The 23,883-nt window shown below is 38.6% G+C and carries 23 protein-coding genes; 13 read left to right on the top strand and 10 right to left on the bottom strand.

The window, feature by feature from the left end; all coding sequences use genetic code 11:
* Positions 1-62: 62 nt before the first annotated feature.
* The 7 genes from KCTC52924_RS12015 to KCTC52924_RS11985 all read left to right on the top strand — a co-directional run bounded on the left by KCTC52924_RS12015 (position 63) and on the right by KCTC52924_RS11985 (position 7,424).
* Positions 63-749, top strand: a complete 687-nt coding sequence (locus KCTC52924_RS12015) for an NTP transferase domain-containing protein (protein ID WP_251808369.1) — start codon at positions 63-65, stop codon at positions 747-749.
* Positions 746-2,566: a CDP-glycerol glycerophosphotransferase family protein gene (locus tag KCTC52924_RS12010; RefSeq protein ID WP_353057507.1), complete on the top strand. Its 1,821-nt coding sequence runs from the start codon at positions 746-748 to the stop codon at positions 2,564-2,566. Before KCTC52924_RS12015 ends, KCTC52924_RS12010 begins: the two co-directional genes overlap by 4 nt.
* Before the next feature lie 9 nt (positions 2,567-2,575).
* Positions 2,576-3,145: an L-threonylcarbamoyladenylate synthase gene (locus tag KCTC52924_RS12005; protein ID WP_251808368.1), complete on the top strand. Its 570-nt coding sequence runs from the start codon at positions 2,576-2,578 to the stop codon at positions 3,143-3,145.
* A gap of 2 nt (positions 3,146-3,147) precedes the next feature.
* Positions 3,148-4,572, top strand: a complete 1,425-nt coding sequence (locus KCTC52924_RS12000; protein ID WP_251808367.1) for a CCA tRNA nucleotidyltransferase — start codon at positions 3,148-3,150, stop codon at positions 4,570-4,572.
* A 118-nt stretch (positions 4,573-4,690) separates the two neighbouring features.
* On the top strand, positions 4,691-5,725 hold the full coding sequence (locus KCTC52924_RS11995) for a heme A synthase (protein ID WP_251808366.1): 1,035 nt from the start codon (positions 4,691-4,693) through the stop codon (positions 5,723-5,725).
* 27 nt (positions 5,726-5,752) lie between these two features.
* Positions 5,753-6,250 (top strand): plasmid pRiA4b ORF-3 family protein, encoded by a 498-nt coding sequence (locus KCTC52924_RS11990; RefSeq protein ID WP_251808365.1) that lies wholly within the window; start codon positions 5,753-5,755, stop codon positions 6,248-6,250.
* A gap of 115 nt (positions 6,251-6,365) precedes the next feature.
* Positions 6,366-7,424, top strand: a complete 1,059-nt coding sequence (locus KCTC52924_RS11985; protein ID WP_251808364.1) for a nucleoid-associated protein — start codon at positions 6,366-6,368, stop codon at positions 7,422-7,424.
* Positions 7,425-7,510: 86 nt separating this feature from the next.
* Here KCTC52924_RS11985 and KCTC52924_RS11980 read toward each other — a convergent pair whose 3' ends face one another.
* Complete coding sequence (locus tag KCTC52924_RS11980) at positions 7,511-8,590, bottom strand: hypothetical protein (RefSeq protein ID WP_251808363.1); 1,080 nt, start codon at positions 8,588-8,590, stop codon at positions 7,511-7,513.
* A 511-nt stretch (positions 8,591-9,101) separates the two neighbouring features.
* On the opposite strand from KCTC52924_RS11980, the gene KCTC52924_RS11975 reads away from it, so the two are divergent.
* From KCTC52924_RS11975 to uvrB, 3 genes are all read left to right on the top strand, one after another.
* On the top strand, positions 9,102-10,010 hold the full coding sequence (locus KCTC52924_RS11975) for an ABC transporter ATP-binding protein (RefSeq protein ID WP_251808362.1): 909 nt from the start codon (positions 9,102-9,104) through the stop codon (positions 10,008-10,010).
* 21 nt (positions 10,011-10,031) lie between these two features.
* The gene (locus KCTC52924_RS11970) at positions 10,032-10,865 is read left to right on the top strand and encodes an ABC transporter permease (RefSeq protein ID WP_251808361.1); all 834 of its coding nucleotides are present in this window, start codon (positions 10,032-10,034) and stop codon (positions 10,863-10,865) included.
* Positions 10,866-11,027: 162 nt separating this feature from the next.
* Entirely contained in the window at positions 11,028-13,016 is a 1,989-nt protein-coding gene (gene uvrB / locus KCTC52924_RS11965) for an excinuclease ABC subunit UvrB (RefSeq protein WP_251808360.1), read from the top strand.
* A gap of 324 nt (positions 13,017-13,340) precedes the next feature.
* On the opposite strand, the gene KCTC52924_RS11960 is transcribed toward uvrB, so the two are convergent.
* On the bottom strand, positions 13,341-13,766 hold the full coding sequence (locus KCTC52924_RS11960; RefSeq protein ID WP_251808359.1) for an Hsp20/alpha crystallin family protein: 426 nt from the start codon (positions 13,764-13,766) through the stop codon (positions 13,341-13,343).
* A gap of 179 nt (positions 13,767-13,945) precedes the next feature.
* Positions 13,946-14,347: a TerB family tellurite resistance protein gene (locus KCTC52924_RS11955; protein ID WP_251808358.1), complete on the bottom strand. Its 402-nt coding sequence runs from the start codon at positions 14,345-14,347 to the stop codon at positions 13,946-13,948.
* Between the two features lie 124 nt (positions 14,348-14,471).
* Between KCTC52924_RS11955 and KCTC52924_RS11950 the strand changes: the two genes are divergently transcribed.
* Positions 14,472-14,840, top strand: a complete 369-nt coding sequence (locus KCTC52924_RS11950; RefSeq protein WP_251808357.1) for a DUF1456 family protein — start codon at positions 14,472-14,474, stop codon at positions 14,838-14,840.
* 35 nt (positions 14,841-14,875) lie between these two features.
* On the opposite strand, the gene KCTC52924_RS11945 is transcribed toward KCTC52924_RS11950, so the two are convergent.
* Both KCTC52924_RS11945 and sucC read right to left on the bottom strand, forming a co-directional pair.
* The gene (locus tag KCTC52924_RS11945; RefSeq protein WP_251808356.1) at positions 14,876-15,214 is read right to left on the bottom strand and encodes a hypothetical protein; all 339 of its coding nucleotides are present in this window, start codon (positions 15,212-15,214) and stop codon (positions 14,876-14,878) included.
* Between the two features lie 187 nt (positions 15,215-15,401).
* Positions 15,402-16,595: an ADP-forming succinate--CoA ligase subunit beta gene (sucC, locus tag KCTC52924_RS11940; RefSeq protein WP_251808355.1), complete on the bottom strand. Its 1,194-nt coding sequence runs from the start codon at positions 16,593-16,595 to the stop codon at positions 15,402-15,404.
* Between the two features lie 389 nt (positions 16,596-16,984).
* Between sucC and lysA the strand changes: the two genes are divergently transcribed.
* Positions 16,985-18,226, top strand: coding sequence for a diaminopimelate decarboxylase (lysA, locus tag KCTC52924_RS11935; protein WP_251808354.1), 1,242 nt, complete (start codon positions 16,985-16,987; stop codon positions 18,224-18,226).
* Between the two features lie 66 nt (positions 18,227-18,292).
* Positions 18,293-18,820, top strand: coding sequence for a thioredoxin family protein (locus KCTC52924_RS11930; protein ID WP_370671465.1), 528 nt, complete (start codon positions 18,293-18,295; stop codon positions 18,818-18,820).
* Positions 18,821-18,907: 87 nt separating this feature from the next.
* On the opposite strand, the gene guaB is transcribed toward KCTC52924_RS11930, so the two are convergent.
* From guaB to KCTC52924_RS11905, 5 genes are all read right to left on the bottom strand, one after another.
* The gene (gene guaB, locus KCTC52924_RS11925) at positions 18,908-20,380 is read right to left on the bottom strand and encodes an IMP dehydrogenase (protein WP_251808352.1); all 1,473 of its coding nucleotides are present in this window, start codon (positions 20,378-20,380) and stop codon (positions 18,908-18,910) included.
* A 62-nt stretch (positions 20,381-20,442) separates the two neighbouring features.
* Positions 20,443-20,946 (bottom strand): hypothetical protein, encoded by a 504-nt coding sequence (locus tag KCTC52924_RS11920; RefSeq protein WP_251808351.1) that lies wholly within the window; start codon positions 20,944-20,946, stop codon positions 20,443-20,445.
* Positions 20,946-21,455: an FMN-binding protein gene (locus KCTC52924_RS11915; protein WP_251808350.1), complete on the bottom strand. Its 510-nt coding sequence runs from the start codon at positions 21,453-21,455 to the stop codon at positions 20,946-20,948. The genes KCTC52924_RS11920 and KCTC52924_RS11915 overlap by 1 nt, the downstream gene beginning before the upstream one ends.
* Positions 21,456-21,682: 227 nt before the next feature.
* Positions 21,683-22,861 carry an OprO/OprP family phosphate-selective porin gene (locus KCTC52924_RS11910; protein WP_251808349.1) on the bottom strand — a complete coding sequence of 393 codons (1,179 nt, stop codon included), beginning with the start codon at positions 22,859-22,861 and terminating at the stop codon, positions 21,683-21,685.
* A 150-nt stretch (positions 22,862-23,011) separates the two neighbouring features.
* On the bottom strand, positions 23,012-23,878 hold the full coding sequence (locus tag KCTC52924_RS11905; RefSeq protein WP_251808348.1) for a hydroxymethylglutaryl-CoA lyase: 867 nt from the start codon (positions 23,876-23,878) through the stop codon (positions 23,012-23,014).
* Positions 23,879-23,883: the final 5 nt, after the last annotated feature.

Below are 23,883 nucleotides of genomic sequence, written 5' to 3'. Positions count from 1 at the left end.
TATTGCAGTTACACCTTAAACCCAGGCTACACTTCCAGTATAGACCACTAAAAATAACCGAAATGAAAATTATAATCCTTGCCGCAGGTATTGGTTCCAGACTTGGAAATCCCTTTCCAAAACCTCTTACAACCCTCAATAACGGCAAAAGCATTATGGAAATGCAGGTAAGCAACCTAGCACAAGTCTATAATGTAGATGATATATGTGTAGTGGTCGGATTTAAAAAAAATCTAATCATGGAAAGCTTTCCCGAGCTGACCTTCGTTTATAATCCATTCTTTGATCAGACCAACACTTCAAAAAGCCTTTTAAAAGCCCTTAAAAAAAACAGAGACAAATCTGTGCTATGGCTTAATGGTGATGTGGTTTTCGACGTTAAACTATTGTCGGTTTTAAAGCCATATATTGACGAAAATCAATCATTTGTAGCCGTAAACACCAGTAAAGTAGCAGATGAAGAAGTGAAATATAGTTTAAGGGACAACTATATTCACCAATTGTCTAAGACCGTAAAAAATGGCCTTGGAGAAGCAGTAGGCATTAATTTCATTGCAGCCAAAGATATAAATAAGTTCATAGACAGGCTTGAAGAATGTGACGACAATGATTATTTTGAAAGGGGCCTTGAACTTTCCATTGCAAAAGACGGATTAAAAATCGCCGCGGTTGATATTTCCCAATACAACTGTATGGAGGTAGATTTTAAGGAAGATTTGGAAAATGCCAATAACCTATTCCAAAAATGAAGCTAATCCTATTTTGTCAAAATGCATATGCCTTTGGGATTTTAGCGCCAATCCGCGATGTTTTACGGGAACTGAACCATACTTATCTTTGGTATATCTCCGATAAACTTTTGGACGATTTCCCCTTTAAAGATGAAAATTATACGGTTAGCATAATGGACTTACAATGCTTTAGGAGCGATGTGATTTTTGTCCCAGGCAACGAGGTACCCTACTATTTAAGAGGCCTGAAAGTCCAAATATTTCACGGATTGGCAGGAGAAAAGAAAGGACATTTTAGAATCCGACATTATTTTGACCTGTACTTGACGCAAGGTCCCTATTTTACCAAAAAGTTTAATCAATTAAAAGAAATACACCGAAACTTTGATGTCATCGAAACCGGATGGCCAAAATTAGATGTATACAATACTGAGAAGACCAAATACAATTTTGAAAAAAACGCGATACTGGAACAATACGGAACAGACAAAATAATATTATATGCCCCAACCTTTTCCCCTAGCCTAACTTCAGCACCTTTCTTAATTAAAGAAATAAAAAAATTGGCGGAAGAGACAGGATATGTACTATTTATAAAATTTCACGACCTTATGGACTCCAAATGGATCCAAGAATACACAAAGCTAGCAAACGATATTCCCAATATAGTATTCAAAACGGATAAGAATATCATCAAATTTCTAATTCAGGCCGATATTCTTATAAGCGACACCTCATCGGTAATCTATGAGTTCATTCTCTTAGATAAGCCAGTAATTTCCTACAAAAATATTGCTGATAAGGTGTTATGGGACAATTCTATCACCTACACTAAACTTACCGAAAAAGTTTTAGAAAATTTACAGCAAGATCCATTTGCACCCGAAAGAGGATATATCAATATGCAGTTCCACCCCTATCAAGATGGAGCATCGGCCCAGCGAATGGTAGACACTGTTCAAAATTACATTCAAACCAAAGGTATCCCTGAGAAACGTAGGTTATCGCTCATAAGAAAGTTGAAAATAAACATGAAATTTGGACGTCCCTTTAAAAACATTTTCGAGGGTAAAAAGATTAATAAAATTTCAGCTGTTTTAATTACCTATAACGAGGATATACATATCGACGCAGTTTTAGAAAATTTAAAATTTACAGATGAAATAATTATAGTGGATTCCAATAGCACCGATGGGACCATTGAAAAAATAAAGAAACACCCCAATGTAAAATTAATCATTCGCCCCTTTGTTAATTATACGGATCAAAAGACATTTGCCCTAGAGCAGGCATCAAATGATTGGGTGTTGTTTTTGGATGCGGACGAACGCTTAACCGATGTCCTAAGGAATGAAATATTACATACGGTCAACTCAGACCAACCAACCGCAGACGCTTATTATTTTTATAGAACTTTTATGTTCAAGGATCAGGTACTGAGATTTAGTGGCTGGCAACGCGATAAGAACTATAGACTGTTTAAGAAAAGTAAGGTACACTTTACCCAGGATAGAATAGTACACGAAACATTAGTGGTCGATGGTAAATCTGATGTCCTTAAAAACAAACTGATCCATTACTCTTACAAAGATTATGAGGATTATAAAGGCAAAATGATTAAATACGGGCAAATGAAGGCGATAGAGGAATTGGAAAAGAATTACGACCCCAACATCTATCATTTTGTATTCCGCCCCCTATATAAATTTATAAACCATTATATTTTTAAACTAGGCATCCTTGATGGGAAGAAAGGAATAACAATTTGCTACCTAAATGCTTTAGGGGTATATGCTAGATATAAAGAATTAAGGCAATTGAGAAATAACAAATAGTACTGATTTATGGATGACATTCGCACCGAAGTACACCAATGTTTGGATATCCTGTCCAACGGCGGTCTAATTTTATATCCTACCGATACCGTTTGGGGTATAGGCTGCGACGCCACTAATGAGGCGGCAGTTGCCAAAATATACGCCTTAAAAAAAAGGACCAATACCAAAACCATGATCTGCTTGGTGGGAAACGACTTTATGTTGGAACAACACGTAACCAAAGTTCCCGATCTTGCCTATGACATTATGGACCTGGCCTCCAAACCTACAACCATCGTCTATGAATCCCCAAAGGGAATAGCCAAAAACTTAGTTACCAATGACAATACCCTGGCCATTAGGGTAGCAACGGATACCTTTTGCCAGAACCTTATTAAAAGGTTTAAGAAACCAATCGTCTCTACTTCTGCCAATATTGCAGGAGAGGCTACACCAACTTGTTTTAAAGAAATCTCGAAGGAGATTTTAAAAGGTGTGGACTATATAGTAAATTTGGAGCGTGATAAAATAAAGACCACTCCATCTTCTATTATCCTACTCGGTAATGATGGTACGGTTAAAGTGATCAGAGAATAATAATGACGAAGACAAACCACGAAGTAGCCTTAAACAATCCTATATTCTCCACCATTTCCAGTGCCGCTAAGGAACTTTCCATAGATGCCTATGTTATTGGGGGCTATGTCCGGGATTACCTTTTAAAAAGAGGGACTCCAAAAGACATAGACATCGTTGCAATAGGCAGCGGAATTGAACTTGCCCACAAGGTAGCCTCAAAACTACCAGGAAGTTCAGAGGTTTCCGTATTCAAAAATTTTGGCACTGCCATGGTCAAATATAAAGATATTGAGATCGAATTTGTTGGCGCAAGAAAGGAAAGCTATCACCGAGATAGCAGAAAGCCAGTAGTAGAAAATGGTAGTTTGGATGACGATCAAAAACGCAGGGACTTTACTATAAATGCCTTGGCAATCTCTTTAAACCCGAAAGATTATGGGAATCTATTAGATCCTTTTGATGGAATAGGGGATTTAAAAAGAGAACTAATCAGGACACCCTTGGACCCGAATATCACCTACTCGGACGATCCTTTGCGAATGATGAGGGCCATTAGATTTGCCACGCAATTAAACTTCACCATCCACCCAGATTCCCTAAAAGCGATAGCCGATAATAAAGATCGGATAAAAATTATTTCCAATGAACGTATCGTAGATGAGCTGAATAAAATTCTGGCGAGCAAAAAGCCTTCAATTGGATTTTCACTTCTCCATAAATCGGGGCTCCTGAGCTACATTCTACCAGAATTATTGGCTTTAGAAGGAATAGAGGAGATTGAGGGACAACGACATAAAGACAACTTTTGGCACACCTTGGAGGTAGTGGACAATATCGCTGAAAATACCGAAAATCTTTGGTTGCGATGGGCTGCATTGCTACATGATATTGGTAAGGCTCCTACTAAAAAATTTGATAAAAAAATAGGTTGGACCTTCCACGGACACGAGTTTTTAGGATCCAAAATGGTCTATAAATTATTTAAACGCCTAAGAATGCCCTTGAACGATAAAATGAAATTTGTTCAAAAAATGGTACTTATGAGTTCTAGGCCTATTGTACTTTCCGAAGATTTTGTGACCGATTCTGCAGTAAGGCGACTTATTTTTGATGCAGGGGAAAATGTGGAGGCCCTTATGATCTTGTGTGAAGCGGATATCACTACCAAAAATTCCAAAAAACAGCGGAAATACAGAAACAATTTTAAAATTGTCCGTCAAAAAATTGAAGAAGTAGAGGCTCGCGATCATGTTAGGAATTTTCAACCCCCGGTAAGTGGCGAGGAAATTATGGCCACCTTTAATCTAAAGCCGTCCAAGGAAATCGGAATTATAAAAGAAGTAATTAAAGAGGCTATCTTAGAAGGGGAAATCCCAAATGAATACCATGCGGCCCACGCCCTAATGCTAAAAAAGGGAAAGGAAATGGGATTAATTGCCAAGTAGTAGGCAAACAGATAAACGACCCAGATTAAAATAAATTTCCGTCTACGGAATTGTTTGTAGTCAGAAGAAAAGCTTTTATAAAAGAATAGTATTTCTCACAACGCTATTAATCTTTCAAATGCAAAATAAATTTACAAAAATCACCAAAATCGCTTTAGTCTTGGTCTATTTGGTCATTATAGCGGGGGCAGTAGTACGGATGACAGGAAGTGGCATGGGCTGCCCTGATTGGCCCAAATGTTTCGGTTATTATATTCCTCCAACGGAAATTTCTGAATTGGAATGGCAACCACAAAGGGAGTTTAAAAAAGGTCAGGTAATAATTGTTGAAGAAACCCTGCGCGTAGCTAAGTCAGATTTCATCACTGCCAACACTTATAAGGATGACAATTGGGAACTGTACACCAAACATGACTATGCGGTTTTTAATCCAACGCACACTTGGGTAGAATTTATCAACCGCCTTTTTGGCGCCCTTGCGGGGCTAGGAACCCTAATAATGGGGATAGCATCATTTTGGCTCTGGAAAAAACAAAAAAAGATTACCATACTCTCATGGGTCGTAGTGTTTGCCATGGGCTTCCAAGCGTGGCTAGGTGCTACCGTGGTATACTCCGTACTAGCACCTGCAAAAATCACCATACATATGGTTATGGCATTGATTATAGTGGGCATGATACTGTATATCTTAAATGCAGCAAATGAAAAACCAAGGTCGCACAAAGCGGATAAACCTGTCAAATATTTAATTTTCATCACCCTATTTGCCACTTTAATACAGGTGGTACTAGGAACTCAAGTACGGCAATTTGTAGACGAACAGATAATGGTTTACGGGGACTATGCTCCAGAGTTTTGGTTAAACGCTCCAGATGTCTATTTCTACCTACATCGCTCCTTTTCTATAATAGTAGTGCTTTTAAATCTGTATCTTGCTTATAGGATCACCAAATTGAATTTGGGATATTCGAAGATCAATTGGGTACTTTTAATGTTACTGATAGAAGTGATTACCGGTATGGCCATGTATTATTTAGATTTCCCCTTTTCGACACAAGCCTTACATCTCGTTATAGCTTCCCTCCTATTTGGATTTCAATCCTATTTAGCTTTGGAAGTTATAAATGCATTTAAAACGAGGAAAACTTTGTAACTTTGCCACCACAAAAAAATGGACGAGATGATATACAAAATACGGATAATTCTAGACGCAGAGGAGGATATTTTTAGGGATATGGAAATAGAGGGATCCAATACAATGGAAGAACTTCACGACGCCATAACCCAAGCTTTCGGTTTTTTGGGAAATGAAATGGCCTCCTTCTACACCTGCGACGATGAATGGATCCAGGATGAAGAAATAGCCTTGTTCGACATGAACGAAAATGGTTCTGATCTGCGATTGATGAATCAAGTCATCCTAACCGATATCATAACGGAAGTCTCTCCCAAACTTATCTATGTATATGATTTCTTAAGTATGTGGACCTTTTTTGTGGAGCTAGCGGATATTACTGAAAAAATTGATGGACAATCTTACCCCAATATACTTTTTAGTTTTGGCGAAGTACCGGATTCTCCACCAGAAAAAAAGTTTGAAGCCGACGAAAGCGAATTCGACTTTGACAATACCCTTGACAATTACGAAGACTTGGATTTTGATGAAAATTGGAATTAACCTTCCTAATATCCTTTCACTTGTCACGTTAAACTTATGCCTTATTTAATAGGTAGGGCAACCTAAACCTGACAATACAACTAGTACATTAACCGTTAAATTTCTGAAAAGTCTTATGATCAACTTATATACTACTCAAATTGAAACCATCTCCATTCACCGAGTGGGCAACAAAAACAAGAGTGAAGGCATTTTTTTATCAGAGGAGCCCTTCGCCTTAAATGATGAGACCACAGGTCTCTTAAAGGAATATTTTTTCAAGCCATTTCGAGAGAAGGAAGAAAACTATTTCCATTTTTCCAATGAGGTAGATCTAGAGTTCAATGAACTCTATAAGATTGTGGATAATATTTTCACGGATCCAGACAGCCTTCATGAAAATTCAAAAAAAATTGCCAATCATCTCTTCGAGCAATCTAACCACCCCCATATAAAAAGCGGAGAGGTATATATTGCCTATCTAACTGATCTGATGCTGGACAATGTTAAGGTAAACGCCGTTGGAATTTTTAAGAGTGAACTAAAGCACGATTTTCTCCAATTTCAAGAAAACGGAGGGAATTTAGACATCTTGGTACAACAAGGGATTAACATTAATAAACTGGACAAAGGTTGCTTAATCTTCAATACCGATAAGGAAGAGGGCTACAAAGTATTATCTGTAGATAGCAATCGCTATGATACCAAATATTGGTTAGAAAATTTCCTGGATGTAGAGGCCCTATCCGACGATAATTTTAAAACTAAAAATTATCTTAAATTTTGTCAGAGTTTTGCAAAGGACGTAGTCTTGCCTGCCGAGGACAAACAACAAGAAGTCCTATTTATGAACAGGGCCGTGAACCATTTTGCCAAAAACGATACCTTTGAGGAAACCAACTTCTTGAACGAGGTAATGGAAAATCCAGAGCTTATCCCAGAATTTAAGCACTATAAAGAAGAAAAAGGACCCAAATATAGCATTGAGGACGTTGCTTCCTTTGACATTGCGAACAAAGCAGTATCCGATGCAAGGAAAAAAATAAAAAACGTTATTAATCTAGACACCAATATCCAAATAAAACTGGATTTTATCAATCCGGATTCAGCGCAAAAATTTGTGGAAAAAGGCTGGGACGAAGACCGTCAGATGTATTACTACCTTATTTATTTCAACAAGGAACAGAAGAATTAACAATAATAACTAAAAGGGGAAGCCATAAAGCTTCCCCTTTTAGTTATTATATAAATACGAAACCGCGCTTACCTCCGAGATTATATCTATTGTCTATATTTATTCTCTAAAATTTGTTTCATACTGACATCCTCATAATTTCTTCTTACAAAATCCAGTGCCAATGATAACACCTCTCCCATGGAGGTACAGTTTTTAAAGGAAATATCCCCAGTAAGTTCATGTATATGTTGTGACAGGGCTGCAATATTTTCTGGGTTGGAAATATGGTCTACTCTACTAATAGCCATCAACCTCTTAATCCTGTTCCCGGAACTTAAAATCCGCTTTGCCACTATGGATCGCTCCTCAATCTTATATTGATCAACTGAATTACGTTGTAATTTCTCCTTTACCAACATCACCATGAGGTAATTTTCCTTAAAAAATTGAGGGCGGTATACCTTCAATTTTCCTTCGTAGCACTGTTGATCAAAATCGATTGCCCGTATTTTATAGACCACATGATCAAAATCGTGGGTAGGAACAATCACGTAATTGTAGGACCGCATATCTCCTAAAAGTCGGATCATACAACGTTCATTGAACTTTACAAATTCCTTTGCCAATTGCGATTTTTCAGATTCCGTGCAGTTGGGTAAAATATCCTTAATAAAAACATCTCCGGGAATTCCGGCTATATGCTCCTCGATCAAGGTATCCTTATACACTAAAAAGTTTAGATTATAGGGCGACAACATATGCTCTAGTTCCAAGCCATAGATTCGGGAAGCATCGGTCTTTTTTACATAAAAATAAGTGAAGTTATCATTCAGGATATTCCTAACCTTGATTCTAAAGGGCTGGGAATTCCCAAAGGTACAAAAGTCCACCGCATCTACATTTAAGAACGGGAAGATGCTATCACTCCCATCCGAATGTAGAATAGAATACACCTTTTTTAGACTGATGTCTATTTCGATTCTATCATACTCACTGTAATAGACCCTTACCCAAAGCGTATCCTTATCATCGGAATCATAGACCACAACAGAGCCTGAAAATCTAAGCAGATCTTCATAGAAAATTGGAATTTCAATTTTCCGACTATAATGCTCCAAATAGTCGTCCAATTTTTTGCTGACTGGATAGGCAGGCTTTTTCTTGGACATTAATTTTTCGGACATAGGGTATTATTTTTTTTACACCAATAAAAATTTTAAATGCGGGGTTTTCATAGAAAAGCCGTTTTTTTACAAGATACGCATCCTATAAAATCAATTAAAATCTGAAACCATAAAAAAGGGATATCCAACAACTGATTTTTGCCCCTTCCACAGTTTGATAAGATAGCAATTTTGTAGACCAATCCTAGCCCTATAAATCATAAATTTACCGCGATGACAAAAGTCTGGAGTTTTATCGAAGCTATTGGACTCCAATAAAATTATAAAGATAAACAGATATTTAGAAATGGACCAGTCGACCTCAGCAATTTAGACGCCAACAGCGATGGCGAACCGGACAATTCTACGAGAATCAATTTTCAACACATTAAAAAATAGTATTGCCAAGAGAAGAATCAACTATCGGGTGGAACCATAAAAAGTGGTAAAAGCTATATTATTTCCGTAAAATTGTAACAAAACAACCCGTTGTTCGTCAAGTAGATACAAACAACTGAAAAACGAACCCAATTTGGAATCGATATTAACTGTTACCAATCTAACCAAAAAATTTGGTTACCTCACTGCCGTAAAGAACCTCTCGTTTAACATTGAAAAAGGAAATGTTTACGGAATCTTAGGCCCAAACGGAAGCGGGAAGTCCACCACCCTTGGCATTGTACTGAATGTAGTAAATCGTAGCTCAGGAAGCTTCTCTTGGTTCAATGGAACCACTTCTACCCATCAGGCTTTAAAGAAGGTGGGCGCTATTATAGAGCGCCCCAACTTCTATCCGTATATGACCGCGATTCAAAACCTAAAATTAGTTTGCAAAATCAAGGAAGTTTCTACAGACAAAATTGAGGAGAAACTGGAATTAGTAGGACTATTGGATCGAAAAAATAGTAAGTTTCAGACCTATTCTTTAGGAATGAAGCAGCGGTTGGCGATAGCCTCTGCCTTACTCAATGATCCGGAAATACTTATTCTAGATGAACCCACCAATGGGTTGGACCCCCAAGGCATTCATCAAATTAGGGAAATCATAAAAAAAATTGCTTCCCAGGGCACCACCATTTTATTGGCTTCGCATTTATTGGACGAAGTTGAAAAGGTATGCAGCCATGTCGTAATTCTAAGAAAAGGAGAAAAATTGTATTCAGGGCGTGTAGAGGACATGCTTGCCAGCCACGGCTTTTTCGAATTAAAATCCACGCAATCGGACGCTTTGATCGATTTTCTGGGGAATCATGCCAGTTTTGGCACTGTAAAACAAGAGAATGGGATGATTACCGCCATTCTAAAAGAAGAGATGGATGCTATGACCTTGAACAGGGATTTGTTTGAAAAAGGAATAGTGCTTTCCCATTTGGTTAAACGCAAAGAGAGCCTAGAAGAGCAGTTCTTGACCCTTACCAACAACACTCAAACACCAAATTAACAAGCCTAACCACTCCAGAATATGTTGCGATTATTACAAATAGAATTTATAAAATTATGGAATAATAGGGCTAGTAAAGTTCTAATCATCTCTTATTTCACCCTCATTTTATGTATGGCGCTTATAGCGACTATAAAATTTGATATAGGTCCCATTCAGTTCCATGTAGCCGATCAGGGAATTTTTAATTTCCCTTATATATGGCACTTGAACACATGGATTGCAGCGGGATTAAAACTTTTTTTCGCCATAATAATCGTTTCTATGATGGCCAATGAATACAGCAACAAAACTATAAAGCAGAATTTAATAGACGGCCTTAGCAAGAAAGAATTTATTGCCTCAAAATTTCTTACGGTTATTGCGTTCTCTCTGGTTTCTACCCTATTTGTATTTTTGGTCTCTCTGGTCTTGGGTTTAGTGTACTCCGATTTTACAGAATTTTCTATTGTATTTTCAGATTTACAATACGTATTGGCCTATTTTATAAAGCTTGTAGGGTTCTTTTCTTTCTGTCTTTTCCTGGGAATATTTGTAAAACGTTCGGCGTTTGCATTGGGCTTCTTAATTATTTGGTTTGCCATAGAAAATTTGGCCATTCGATTTTTCGTATGGTGGATTGCTGGAAAAGAAGCTTCCGCAGCCGTAATGAAATTCCTTCCGTTGGAATCCATGTCCAATCTAATTAAAGAACCGGTATCCCGGTTCAAGGCTGTTCAGAGTATGGTAGCACAAATTGGAGAGGAATTTAATAAAGATTACAATGTTCATTTTTATGAAATTTTGATTGTGGGATGCTGGACGGCAATTTTCATTTACCTGTCCTATGCCCTATTGAAAAAACGAGATCTTTAGGTAGCCTGGCATTTTGTGATCACCACCATCTATCCAGAAGAAACATCAGTTTCTTCTAAAGGGTATTATTTCCATTGTAGAAATCGACGCTCAAATCGATTACAGTCTTAAATTCTAGCTAAAGGGCAAAGGGTATTGGGTAGGTTTTAGTATTTTTAAAAAATGAAATTTAAAGTTGTTTCGGAATTTAAACCTACTGGAGACCAACCCTCGGCAATCAAGCAATTACGGGAAGGTCTGGAGACCGACGAACGTTACCAAACCCTTTTGGGGGTAACAGGATCGGGAAAGACATTTACCGTGGCCAATGTTATAGAAGAGGTACAACGGCCCACTTTGGTACTTGCCCACAATAAAACCTTGGCTGCCCAATTATACTCGGAATTCAAGCAGTTTTTTCCTGAGAATGCCGTGGAATATTTTGTATCCTACTACGATTATTATCAGCCAGAAGCCTACATACCTTCCTCGGGCACCTATATAGAAAAAGATCTTTCCATAAATGAAGATATAGAAAAACTGCGATTGAGCACTACCTCATCCCTATTATCGGGCAGAAGGGATGTCTTGGTGGTAGCCTCTGTATCTTGTTTATACGGTATTGGAAATCCCGTGGAATTTAAAAAGAACGTGATCAACATCCATAAGGATCAAGTAATTTCCAGAACAAAATTCTTACATCAATTAGTGCAGAGCCTGTATTCTAGGACTACTGCCGATTTTAAGAACGGTAATTTCAGGGTAAAGGGCGATGTCGTTGACGTTTTCCCTAGTTATGCCGACCACGCATTTAGAATTCATTTCTTTGGTGATGAGATAGAGGAGATAGAGGCTTTTGACCCTTTTAAGAACAAGATTCTTGAAAAATACGAACAGTTGAATATTTATCCCGCCAATATGTTTGTTACCTCCCCAGATATTTTGCAGAACGCCATTCACCTTATTCAGGAGGATATGGTGAAACAGGTAGCCTATTTTAAGGAGATAGGAAAGCATTTGGAAGCGAAACGCTTGGAAGAGCGCACCAATTTTGATCTGGAAATGATACGTGAATTGGGGTATTGTTCCGGAATAGAAAATTACTCCAGATATTTGGACGGCAGACAGCCGGGTACCCGTCCCTTCTGCTTATTGGATTATTTTCCAGACGATTACTTAATGGTGGTTGATGAGAGTCACGTTACCATTCCACAGGTACACGCCATGTATGGAGGTGACCGCTCTAGAAAAGAAAATTTAGTGGAATACGGCTTTAGGCTCCCCGCAGCTATGGATAACCGCCCCTTAAAATTTGAAGAGTTTGAAGCCCTCCAAAATCAGGTTATCTATGTAAGTGCTACTCCTGCGGATTATGAATTACAATTAAGTCAAGGAGTATTTGTGGAGCAGGTGATACGACCCACTGGATTGTTGGACCCCATAATAGAGGTACGCCCCAGTTTGAACCAGATTGACGATCTAATTGAAGAGATCCAACTACGTGTAGAAAAGGACGAACGGACTTTAGTAACGACCTTGACCAAACGGATGGCCGAGGAATTGGCCAAATACCTGACCAGAATAAATATAAGGTGCCGATACATACACAGTGATGTGGATACTTTGGAGCGAGTAGAAATTATGCAAGATTTGCGTAAAGGGGTGTTCGATGTCCTTATTGGTGTTAATTTGCTCAGGGAAGGCTTGGATCTACCCGAGGTTTCGTTAGTAGCCATTTTAGATGCCGACAAGGAAGGATTTTTAAGAAGCTCCCGATCCTTGACCCAAACGGTGGGAAGGGCTGCAAGAAACCTCAATGGCAAGGCGATCATGTATGCGGACAAGGTTACCAATAGCATGCAAAAAACTATTGAGGAGACCAACTACCGAAGGGAAAGGCAGACCGCTTACAATATTGCCAACAACATAACTCCAACTGCCCTGAATAAAAGCTTGGATAATGTTCTCTCGAAAAATTCAGTTTCTACCTATCATTTTGAAAAGGAGGAAATGAGGGCAGCGGAACCCGATCTTCTGTATTTGACGCAGCCACAAAAAGAAAACATGATCCGCAATAAACGTAAGGCCATGGAGAAAGCCGCCAAAGAATTGGATTTTATGCAAGCCGCCAAACTGCGGGATGAGATTAAAGCATTGCAAGAACAGGAGTAAATGGTATTGGCTTTATTAGCAGTTGATTGCATCTACCCCTACAGGCTTGCGTAATGGTTACTTTTGTCAGCCACCGGCGTTTATGCAAATGGTATATCTAATGGCTGTTATTGTTAGTCTTAACCAAGTCCAATTGCCAATTTCTAATCGGCTTTTAACTCAACAGGTATTTATCGACCATGGGATTGAATAAATTTTATAGACTACCTTAAAAATCAATCTTATAAAAAAAAGGAAGGCGCTTTAATTGCTTAAAGCGCCTTCCCCATCTAACCAACCAAACTATCAAATAATTCCCTTTAGACAAGGAAATTCAATCCAAACTTATGCTACTGTAATGGCCCTTTTAGGTTTTGGCAAAGCTTCTTCTTTCTTGGGCAATACAAACTTTAAGATTCCATCCGTATAAGAGGCATCAATCTTATCAATATCCACGGTTTCAGGCAAAGTAAACACACGTTTAAAGGAGCTAAAAGAAAATTCTCTCCTAGTGTAATTATCCTCGCTTTTATTTTCATCTTTTTGTATTTCGGAGGAAATGGTGAGCACTTCTTTATCGATCTCGACCTTAAAATCTTCTTTTTTTCTTCCAGGAATAGCCATTTCCAACTCAAAATCACTATCGGATTCCTTTACGTTTACCGCAGGTACGTTGTGTTTAAAAGTATCCATTCCGCCAAACCAATCTGGTCTTAGGATCTCATTCATTAAAGATGGAAAAACAACATTGTTTCTTTTAACTATACTCATGATTTTTTATTTTAAATTAAACTTATGATTGCATTGTTCATGAGGATAGAGGCAAAACCTGTACCATTGCACAACTAGCGACATTATGTCGCTTAATTCGATTTAAATCATGACGTAATGGCGTGTATTTAAAATAAGCGTGAAGTTTATTAGAAATATCGGAGCAATAGAACCTAGATTTAGTTGTAATGCGCCTTAAAAATATTAATCAGCACTTTAGGCGGAACCACCTTATTGGGATAGTTGTGCATCACTTTCAAGACTTGCTCAATTGCTGCTGGGGGCAATCCAAATCGCAGTCCTATATTATGGAGCCGCACCACTTCCGAGGAAGTTTGCTGTTGATCTATGTTCATCAACAAAACCAACCGATGAAACTGCAGAATACGTTCCCCCTCTGTGTTGGGCAGCAGTTTTTCTACTTTTCTATGAAAGAGGGAATCAAAGGTCTCCTTATCCACCCCTAGCTGCGCAGCTATCTGTATCAAAAAATCATATTCGGAATCTTTAATGGCCCGATTCGCCTTGACAAAGGTGATCATTTCTGATAACAGACTAAATTTCTCCTCTCGACTATTCATTCTTGGGCGTTTTAACCTAAATTACATTAAATATTTTAGTATAAACGTTTAAAGCAATTGGAAAATTAGAAACCTATAGCCATTGGGTTTAATTTTTGTAATATCTTGCCAAAAAAATTACAACATGACCAATAACGATATTCTTAAGAAGTTGCGGGTAGCCTTAAAGCTTAGGAACGACGAAATAGTGGATATTTTAGAACTGGTAGATTTTAAAATAACCAAGAGCGAGTTGGGGGCTTTATTCAGAAAAGAAGACCATCCGAATTACACAGAATGTGGAGATCAAATTTTAAGAAATTTCTTGAACGGAATGGTTATTCACTACAGAGGGACCAAGGAAAATCCTAAAGATCCGGAGAACAGCCTGCCTAAACCTGCAAAAAGCAAACCCTCCTCGACAGGGTCAAGACCTTCATTTAAAGAGTCGCAACAAAAACGAGTTGATCAGGACATCTCACCCGTAAAATACAAGAACAAAAAAAAGTCCTGAAAACAATTCAGGACTTTTTTCAACAACATTTTGTCTTAACCCTTGATCATTACTGGAATCTTATAAGTTACCCCTGTCTCAACATTAGCGTCTTTTACCTTAATGTAATTTAATCTGCTCTTTACATAGGTATCCAAAACTTCTTCATTGGTCATTACAGAAAGGACCACAATTTCATTTTCGGTATTTACCGTAAAATACACTACTGCACTCATTTCTTCACCTTCTGATACTTTAAACACATCGTGAGACAACAATGTGCTTATTTGCTTAGACAAGGTTTTGGAAGGATTATCTTCTATTGCATTAGTAGCAAAGACACTTCCTACACATAATAGCATTGCAGCTACAAGAATTAAATTTAACTTTCTCATGATGATTGTTTTTAGATTGATGAATTATTATTTAACTGTATGGATGAGATACACTTAAAAGACGGGTAACTAAAAAAAATGTTACGCGTATTTTTATTTTTAACATATGTTTAACAAGACGGATCCGCCACAAAAAAAAGCAGCTCCTTATGGAACTGCTCTTTAATTTATGGTGAATTCTATCTCCTTACGCCAAGACCTCCTTAACCTTATCGGCAGCTTCTTGGAATTGGACGGCAGAATGTACAGCCAATCCTGAATTATCTATAATTTCTTTTGCCAACTCGGCATTGGTACCCTGTAATCTAACAATAATAGGAACCTTAATGGCATCCCCCATATTCTTATAGGCATCCACAATTCCTTGCGCCACTCTATCACAACGCACTATTCCTCCAAAAATATTGATGAGGATACATTTTACAGCTGGATCTTTAAGAATAATCCTAAACGCCTCTTCAACTCTTTTGGCATCTGCAGTACCACCTACATCCAAAAAGTTTGCAGGCTCCCCTCCAGCCATTTTAATCAGATCCATAGTAGCCATGGCCAGACCAGCCCCGTTTACCATACATCCAACATTACCATCGAGATCCACATAGTTAAGACCGACTGCTCTTGCCTCTACCTCGATCGCATTTTCCTCTCGTAAATCCCTCATTTCAGCATATTGCTTTCTTCTGTACAAAGCATTATCATCTATGGAGACTTTAGCATCTACTGCCATGATCAGATCGTCTGAAGTCTTAAGAACTGGGTTTATCTCGAACATACTTGCATCACTTTCTATATATGCTTTATACAGGTTGGATACAAATTTGGTCATTTCCTTGAATGCCGTTCCCGATAATCCTAGGTTAAAGGCAATTTTCCTTGCTTGAAAAGGAAGCAAACCTGTTGCCGGGTCTATTTCCTCCGTAAAAATTAGATCCGGGGTATTTTCCGCCACTTCCTCTATATCCATTCCACCTTCGGTAGAATACATAATCATATTTCTTCCACTTGCTCTATTAAGCAAGACAGACATATAAAATTCTTTGGTTTCGCTATCGCCTGGATAATAAACATCTTCCGCCACCAAAACCTTATGAACCCTTTTTCCTTCAGCTGAAGTTTGTGGAGTCACTAGGTTCATTCCAATAATATTTCCTGCGATTTCCTCTACCTCCCGCAAGTTCTTGGCAAGTTTAACACCGCCACCTTTACCACGTCCTCCAGCATGAACCTGAGCCTTTATAACATGCCAGCCGGTTCCTGTTTCCTGTGTCAATTGTTTAGCGGCCTCTACCGCTTCCTTAGCATTATGTGCAACCACTCCGCGTTGGATACGCACGCCAAAGCTTGCTAAAATCTCTTTTCCCTGATATTCGTGAAGGTTCATAAATTATAGGTATCTATTTGTTACGCTACAAAAATAGGAAACCCGTGGGATTTACCCTAATTAAATAAATTTCCTTTTAGCCATGCATAAAACATCCCTTTCTCCATCGGGATATGTTTTGATTATTTTCCACAACGGCATTTTGTCCCAAACTCAATTTTGTATTACACAGCGACTAATATACCCAGGTTTCCAATCCTAACACCACCTCTCTATCCTTATAAATAGTACTTTATAGTGGTATAAGCGAACAGTTTCACTCAGATAAAAATAGGAAGACTTATTTTTATTGTTATAAATACAACATAATGTTACATTATTCAATTATTGCGAACTATTTTTTGCTCAGCGTCAATAAGAAGTCTAAATTTGCATAAAATTAAAATGTAATGCAACGAACTGATCTATTAAAGATAGCTAAAACATATGGTGACCCTGTATATGTTTATGATTCGGAAAAAATTATTTCCCAATTCCATCGATTGACAAATGCATTTAAGGGTGTCAAGAAGTTGAAGTTAAATTATGCCGCCAAAGCCCTTTCAAACATTACCATTTTAAGGTTAATGAACAGTTTAGGCAGTGGTTTGGACACCGTTTCCATTCAGGAAGTCCAACTGGGATTATTAGCTGGATTTGCACCCGATGATATCATTTTCACGCCTAACGGCGTATCCTTGGAAGAGATTGAAGAAGCGTCCAAATTAGGGGTTCGCATCAATATAGACAACCTATCCATTTTGGAGCAGTTTGGCAGCAAGCATCCAGATGTGCCTATCTGTATCAGAATAAACCCCCATGTTATGGCCGGAGGCAACTCTAATATATCTGTGGGTCATATAGATTCTAAATTTGGGATTAGCATTCATCAAATTCCACATTTGCTCCGTATTGTAAAGTTGACCAATATGAACGTTAATGGGATACACATGCATACTGGTAGCGATATACTGGATATAGATGTATTTCTATACGCATCGGAGATTTTATTTGAAACAGCCAAAAATTTTGACAACCTAGAGTTCATCGATTTTGGAAGTGGTTTTAAAGTACCGTACAAAGAGGGTGACATAGAAACCAATATTGAAGAATTGGGGAGTAAATTGTCTAACCGTTTCAATACATTCTGCAAGGAATACGGTAGGGAACTTACGCTTGCCTTTGAACCTGGCAAGTTTTTAGTGAGTGAGGCCGGTGTTTTCTTGGCGAAGGTAAACGTTGTAAAACAGACGACCTCTACGGTGTTTGCCAGTGTAGATTCCGGATTCAATCATTTGATTCGTCCAATGCTTTACGGTGCCACCCATTTCATAGAGAACATTTCCAATCCAAACGGACGTGAGCGCTACTACTCCGTAGTCGGTTATATTTGTGAGACCGATACCTTTGCTAGCAATAAAAGGATCAATCAAATTACTGAGGGGGATATACTTTGCTTTAAAAATGCTGGTGCCTATTGCTTTACCATGGCCAGTAATTACAATTCCAGATACAGGCCAGCAGAAGTGCTTTGGCACGAAGGGAAAGCTATATTGATAAGGGAGCGCGAGACCTTTGAGGACCTAATCAAAAACCAAATAGACGCCAAAAATCTTTTTGCCCCAGCCGTTGAAAAAGCAGTAGCAAAATAAATCATTCTTTTTTACGTTAGGAGTTCAGTACTATTTCGACGAAAGGAAACAAAAAAAAGGATGACTATGGTAAATAAATCCGTTTACACCCTAATAGCAATGTTTGGTCTAGCATTAATACCTTTTAGCGGTATGGCTCAGGCCGTGAAATGGTTGAGTTGGGAAGAAGCTGTACAACTGGCAGAAACCGATAAAAATCCTAAGAAAATTTTTGTGGACGTCTACACCGATTGGTGTGGATGGTGCAAAAAAATGGACAAGGACACTTTTCAGGATCCTAAGGTTGCGGAGTATATGTCCAAAACCTATTATATGGTAAAGTTGGACGGAGAAGGTAAGGACCCTATTGAATTTAAAGGTCGGACTTTTAAATTTGTTCCCTCGGGAAGAAACGGGTACCACGAATTTGCTGCCGCATTAATGCAAGGCAAAATGAGCTATCCTACCACTATTTTTTTAGATGAAAAAGTTAATATGCTTTCCCCCGTTCCTGGGTATCAAAAGCCAGAACCATTTTTAAAAATCGCCAAATATTTTGGTGATGACATTCATAAAGAAAAGGATTGGCAGGCCTACGATAGTGAAAGCAAATAAGAATTTATACAATACCATTTTAATCCATTACGAAACAAAAAAAAAGACCCAATTGGGTCTTTTTTTTTGTTTTATAAATATCAATACCTACCTACTATAGTTAGGGGATTCTTTTGTGATGGTTACATCGTGCGGATGACTTTCGTTAATACCGCTCGCTGTAATCTTAACAAATCTTCCAGTTTCCTGTAGTGTTGCGACATCTTTTGCTCCACAATACCCCATTCCGGCACGTAATCCCCCTATAAACTGATGAATACTTTCATATAAATCTCCTTTATAAGGTACACGTCCCACGATTCCTTCTGGCACCAACTTTTTAATATCGTCTTCCACATCTTGGAAATATCGATCCTTACTTCCTTGCCTCATAGCCTCAACGGAGCCCATTCCCCTATAGGTCTTGTACTTTCGTCCTTCGTAGATTATGGTCTCTCCTGGCGATTCTTTGGTCCCTGCTAATAGTGATCCCAGCATTACAGAGTCGGCACCTGCCGCAATCGCTTTAGGGATATCTCCAGTATATCGGATCCCTCCATCGGCAATAACAGGAACTCCACTACCTTTAATGGCGGCAGCAACTTCCAGAACTGCAGAAAACTGTGGAAAACCAACACCTGCAACCACTCTGGTCGTACAGATAGACCCAGGGCCTATCCCTACTTTAACCGCATCTGCACCGGCTTCCACCAAATATTTGGCAGCCTCAGCAGTAGCAATATTACCTACAATGACTTCTAAATCAGGAAATCTGGCTTTTACTTGTTTCAATACCTCAACTACCCCTTTGGTATGGCCATGGGCCGTATCTATTATAACTGCATCCACACCAGCATTTACAAGCGCCTCTGCCCTATCAACCGCATCGGAAGTAACTCCCAAGGCCGCAGCGACCCGTAATCTTCCATACTGGTCTTTATTTGCAATTGGTTTTTGGGTAAGTTTGGTAATATCCCTAAAGGTAATGAGTCCAACTAAGACATTATTTTTATCCACTACCGGAAGCTTTTCGATCTTATTAACCTGTAAAATATCTTCCGCCTGCTCCAAGGACGTTCCCTCGGCCACGGTAACCAGATTTTTAAAGGTCATTACTTCGCCAATTGGACGTTCGTTATTTTTCTCGAAACGAAGATCTCTATTGGTCACAATTCCGATCAATTTTCCTTTATCATCAACAATTGGTATTCCTCCAATACTGTATTCCTTCATATTGGCCTTGGCATCGCCTACGGTTGAATTTAAGGGAAGGGTAACCGGATCCAAGATCATACCACTTTCCGCCCGTTTTACCCGGCGTACCTTTTGGGCCTGATCCTCTATGGACATGTTCTTGTGCAATACGCCTATTCCACCTTCACGGGCCATAGCAATAGCCATACGCGATTCCGTAACGGTATCCATAGCTGCGGAAACAATAGGCACATTAATAGTAATGTTTCTTGTGAATTTCGTTTGAATGTTGACTTCCCTTGGCAGGACCTCGGAAAAAGCAGGAACTAAAAGTACGTCATCGTAAGTTAGACCTTCTCCAATAATTTTATGTAGGTGAGCTTTCATAGCAATTAAAGATTAATTGCGTGCAAATATACTACATAATGAAATAAAATTAATCAGTTATTTCATTTAATGACAGTTGAGGGCTTCAGAAATAATTGATAAAGCACCAGAATTGCCGAAACACTGAAGGTTAAGGTCATAAAAAAACCTGATAGGATAACCACATATTTCATCCATAGTAGCCCAGACCACATAAGGTAAATACCTCCAAAAGTAAGTACAACCGACAGTAAAGGTTCTATAGTGAGGAACATTTTTAATTTATGTGGGAGTTTAGTAATCCAGACCAAAATACCCAGAAGAAAGAAAATAAAGGACATGGATAAAATATGGGTATGTATAATGGTCAACATCTCCCTATCCCCTTTTTTAAATTTCATTACCTCGGCCTCCACATCATCCTCATTTCCCATGTAGTTCTCTACAAGTCCATTACTGGAAGTGGAACTGGTTTGGGAAACAAACAGCAGTCCTGTATAAAAACCAATGCTAAGCACCAATACAAAAGCCCCTATAAACCATTTAATCCCCGTTGGTAAATTGATCAGCAAACCGTTATAGTTCATTACAACAGATTTTTATTTTTAAGAATTGCAATAGTTTGTAGTAAATTATCCATAGCCATGGTCATAGAGCGAACAGAAATAGTGGCTCCAGAAATGCCATCAATATTGCTATTGTGATCTACCCTATCACTACTGGTTTTCCCAATAAATTGCTGTAACCATCGTTTACTGCCAATTTCACCTCCATATTCCTCCCGATAAATTAAAATTTTGGAATGTATTACGGTCAAATCAGTGTCGAAAACCACCAAATAATCAAAAGTAGCCGTTTTGCTAGGTGCATTTCCAACATAAATGTAACCCAGAAATTCCGTGCCTTTTTCGAGTTTAAAAAAATTATCAGTAGTTATTTTGGTTGGAAGTTCAGCGTTGTCTACAACTGACACCTTAATGGCATTCATAACAATAGTACTGGATCCGAAGACTTTTTCTATTTCCTTCCCTACTTTCTTTTGTAGATGTTCGGGCAGTCCATATCCAAATAACGCCAATGCGATAAATAGTAACAAGCTTATTATTTTAATTCGGTGCATCATAGGGCAAAAATACTAATTTAGAATCATTTTTAATTATAATCTGAACATTGAACGAAATTTTATTCCATGGAAAGCTCGATTGCGAATCCTCATATAAAATGGACAACAAAAAATTCCGATAACCGCCGTTTTAAGGGGAGTGTATCGGAACTTAATGTGCTATTGATTATAGGGTACAAATATCCGTCTGGATGGGCTATTTAAAACCAAACCCCTATACCCAGGTTTAAACGATTCTTAACATCATCTCCGGATAATGCATTATCTCTAAATTGATAGTCGGCCTTCAGAACTACACCTGGAGCAATATGATAGCTTAATCCAGTAGTCAAATCCGTTCTATCATAAGCTTTGTTTTTGGTTAGATTGCCAGCAGTATCGGCATGGGTATTATAGTTTTCATACCGGGCAAAAGCGTATAATTTTTGTTCCTTAGTGGTCGGCAACAGATTAAAGGCTCCTTCTACATAATATCCTTGCAAGGCACTACCTAAATCCCTATTGGCCAACGTATTGTATTTGTCCGTATCCGATAAGGAGGCGTAGACAAACTGTCCTCTTGCTGTAAAGCGCTCGTAGGCATATCGCGCATCCAAACCATACATGGCTATGCCAATGTTGGCCCCCTCCAGAGTCTCAATATCATCTGCCGCCTGGGTCTTGCCGAAATACGTGGCAAATCCAATTTTTAATCCAGGAATACCATAATAATCCAATTTAGTGGATAAGGTTGGACTGTCTACAGTAGATTTTATTCCTTTCTGCCTTCCCCCTCGCAAGCCATTCTCTCCCTTAAGAAATCCTGACACACCACCATCGCCATTAAATTCGGTAGACTTAAATCCGTTAAAAATATAAGCTTGATAACCTAAAGATATAGTATTCAACTTTCCACTGACCCCAACACCAAGTTCCCTCCAAGTGGTAGGAACAATTACATTGTCCATTTCTGGCCGCTCTACCCCATTAAAGGTGGTTGGCTCATGATGCTCATTAATAATCCCCATAGGGACCAACATTAACCCGCCCCTTAGGTATACGTTATTGGCTACATTATAGTTAACAAATGCCTGCTCCACATATATTTCCTCTACATGCTCCAATTCAATTTCAGTAAAGAATTGGGTTTTATCATTAAATCGATATCCCAACAAAAGCACTAATCGCTGTACGTCTAGCTCCCCATTATCACCTTCTGGCTGATTGTACAGCATCTCCCCATAAGCCCCTAAGGTTACCGCAGAACCATTGATGCCAGAAGGTAAGTTATGTGTAGAATTTATTCGGTTCTGTGAATCTAGATCCGATGAATCGGTATGGACCTGCCCTAACATGGTTGCTGTGAAAAATAAAGCTAGAAGATAAATGGACTTTTTCATGAAATATTATGTTTATTTAGACTAGTTGTAAATAATAAAAAACGAGTGCAAATATAAACTCAGAAATCATTCTCACAAATTTTTATTTAAATTAATTCTAAATAAATAGTGATATTTAACATTTATAGATCGAAATAAAGGCGCTAACTACTAGTGATACTCAGTAAAAAGGTCGGTGGCCTTATTAAAAGCCGCCTCAAAAGTCATCCAATTTACATTGGTATCCATTTTCGCTTTAGTGAAATAAGAGAGTAATTTCTCCGTGGGCATATTCCCAGTAAGTTCGTCTTTAGCCATAGGGCAACCCCCAAACCCCTGTACCGCTCCATCAAATCTTCTACAACCTGCATTAAAGGCTGCATCAACCTTTTCGTGCCATTTAGTAGGAATGGTATGTAAATGCGCTCCAAATTCAATTTCGGGGAATTGCGGAATTAAATGCGAAAACAGATAATCGATTACCTCCGGGGTAGAAGACCCCACGGTATCGGAAAGAGACAGTATTTTCACCCCCATTCCTGCTAATTTTTCGGTCCACTCACCAACGACTTCTACACTCCACGGATCCCCGTAAGGGTTGCCAAAACCCATGGAGATATACGTAACCACCTCTTTTCCATTAGCATCAGCTATGGCTAGGATCTCCCTTAAGGTCTCCACAGATTGTGCAATTGTCTTATGGGTATTCCGCATTTGAAAGTTTTCCGAGATGGAAAAAGGATACCCTAAATAGTCAATACTTGCATGTAGGGCAGCATCCTGAGCCCCTCTTATATTGGCAACAATGGCTAATAATTTTGTATTGGTACGCGATAGATCTAGCTGTTGTAAAACATCAGCGGTATCCACCATTTGAGGTATCGCTTTTGGAGAAACAAAACTCCCAAAATCGATCGTATCAAAACCGCAGTTCAGCAAGGCTTGGATATATTTCACCTTGTTTTTGGTAGGAATGAATGTCTTTATACCCTGCATGGCATCCCTTGGACATTCAATTATTTTAACGGTTTTGGACATTCCTA

It is taken from the genome of Arenibacter antarcticus (assembly GCF_041320605.1).
Taxonomy (GTDB): Bacteria; Bacteroidota; Bacteroidia; order Flavobacteriales; family Flavobacteriaceae; genus Arenibacter; species Arenibacter antarcticus.
This window is presented reverse-complemented; position numbering and strand designations above follow the sequence as displayed.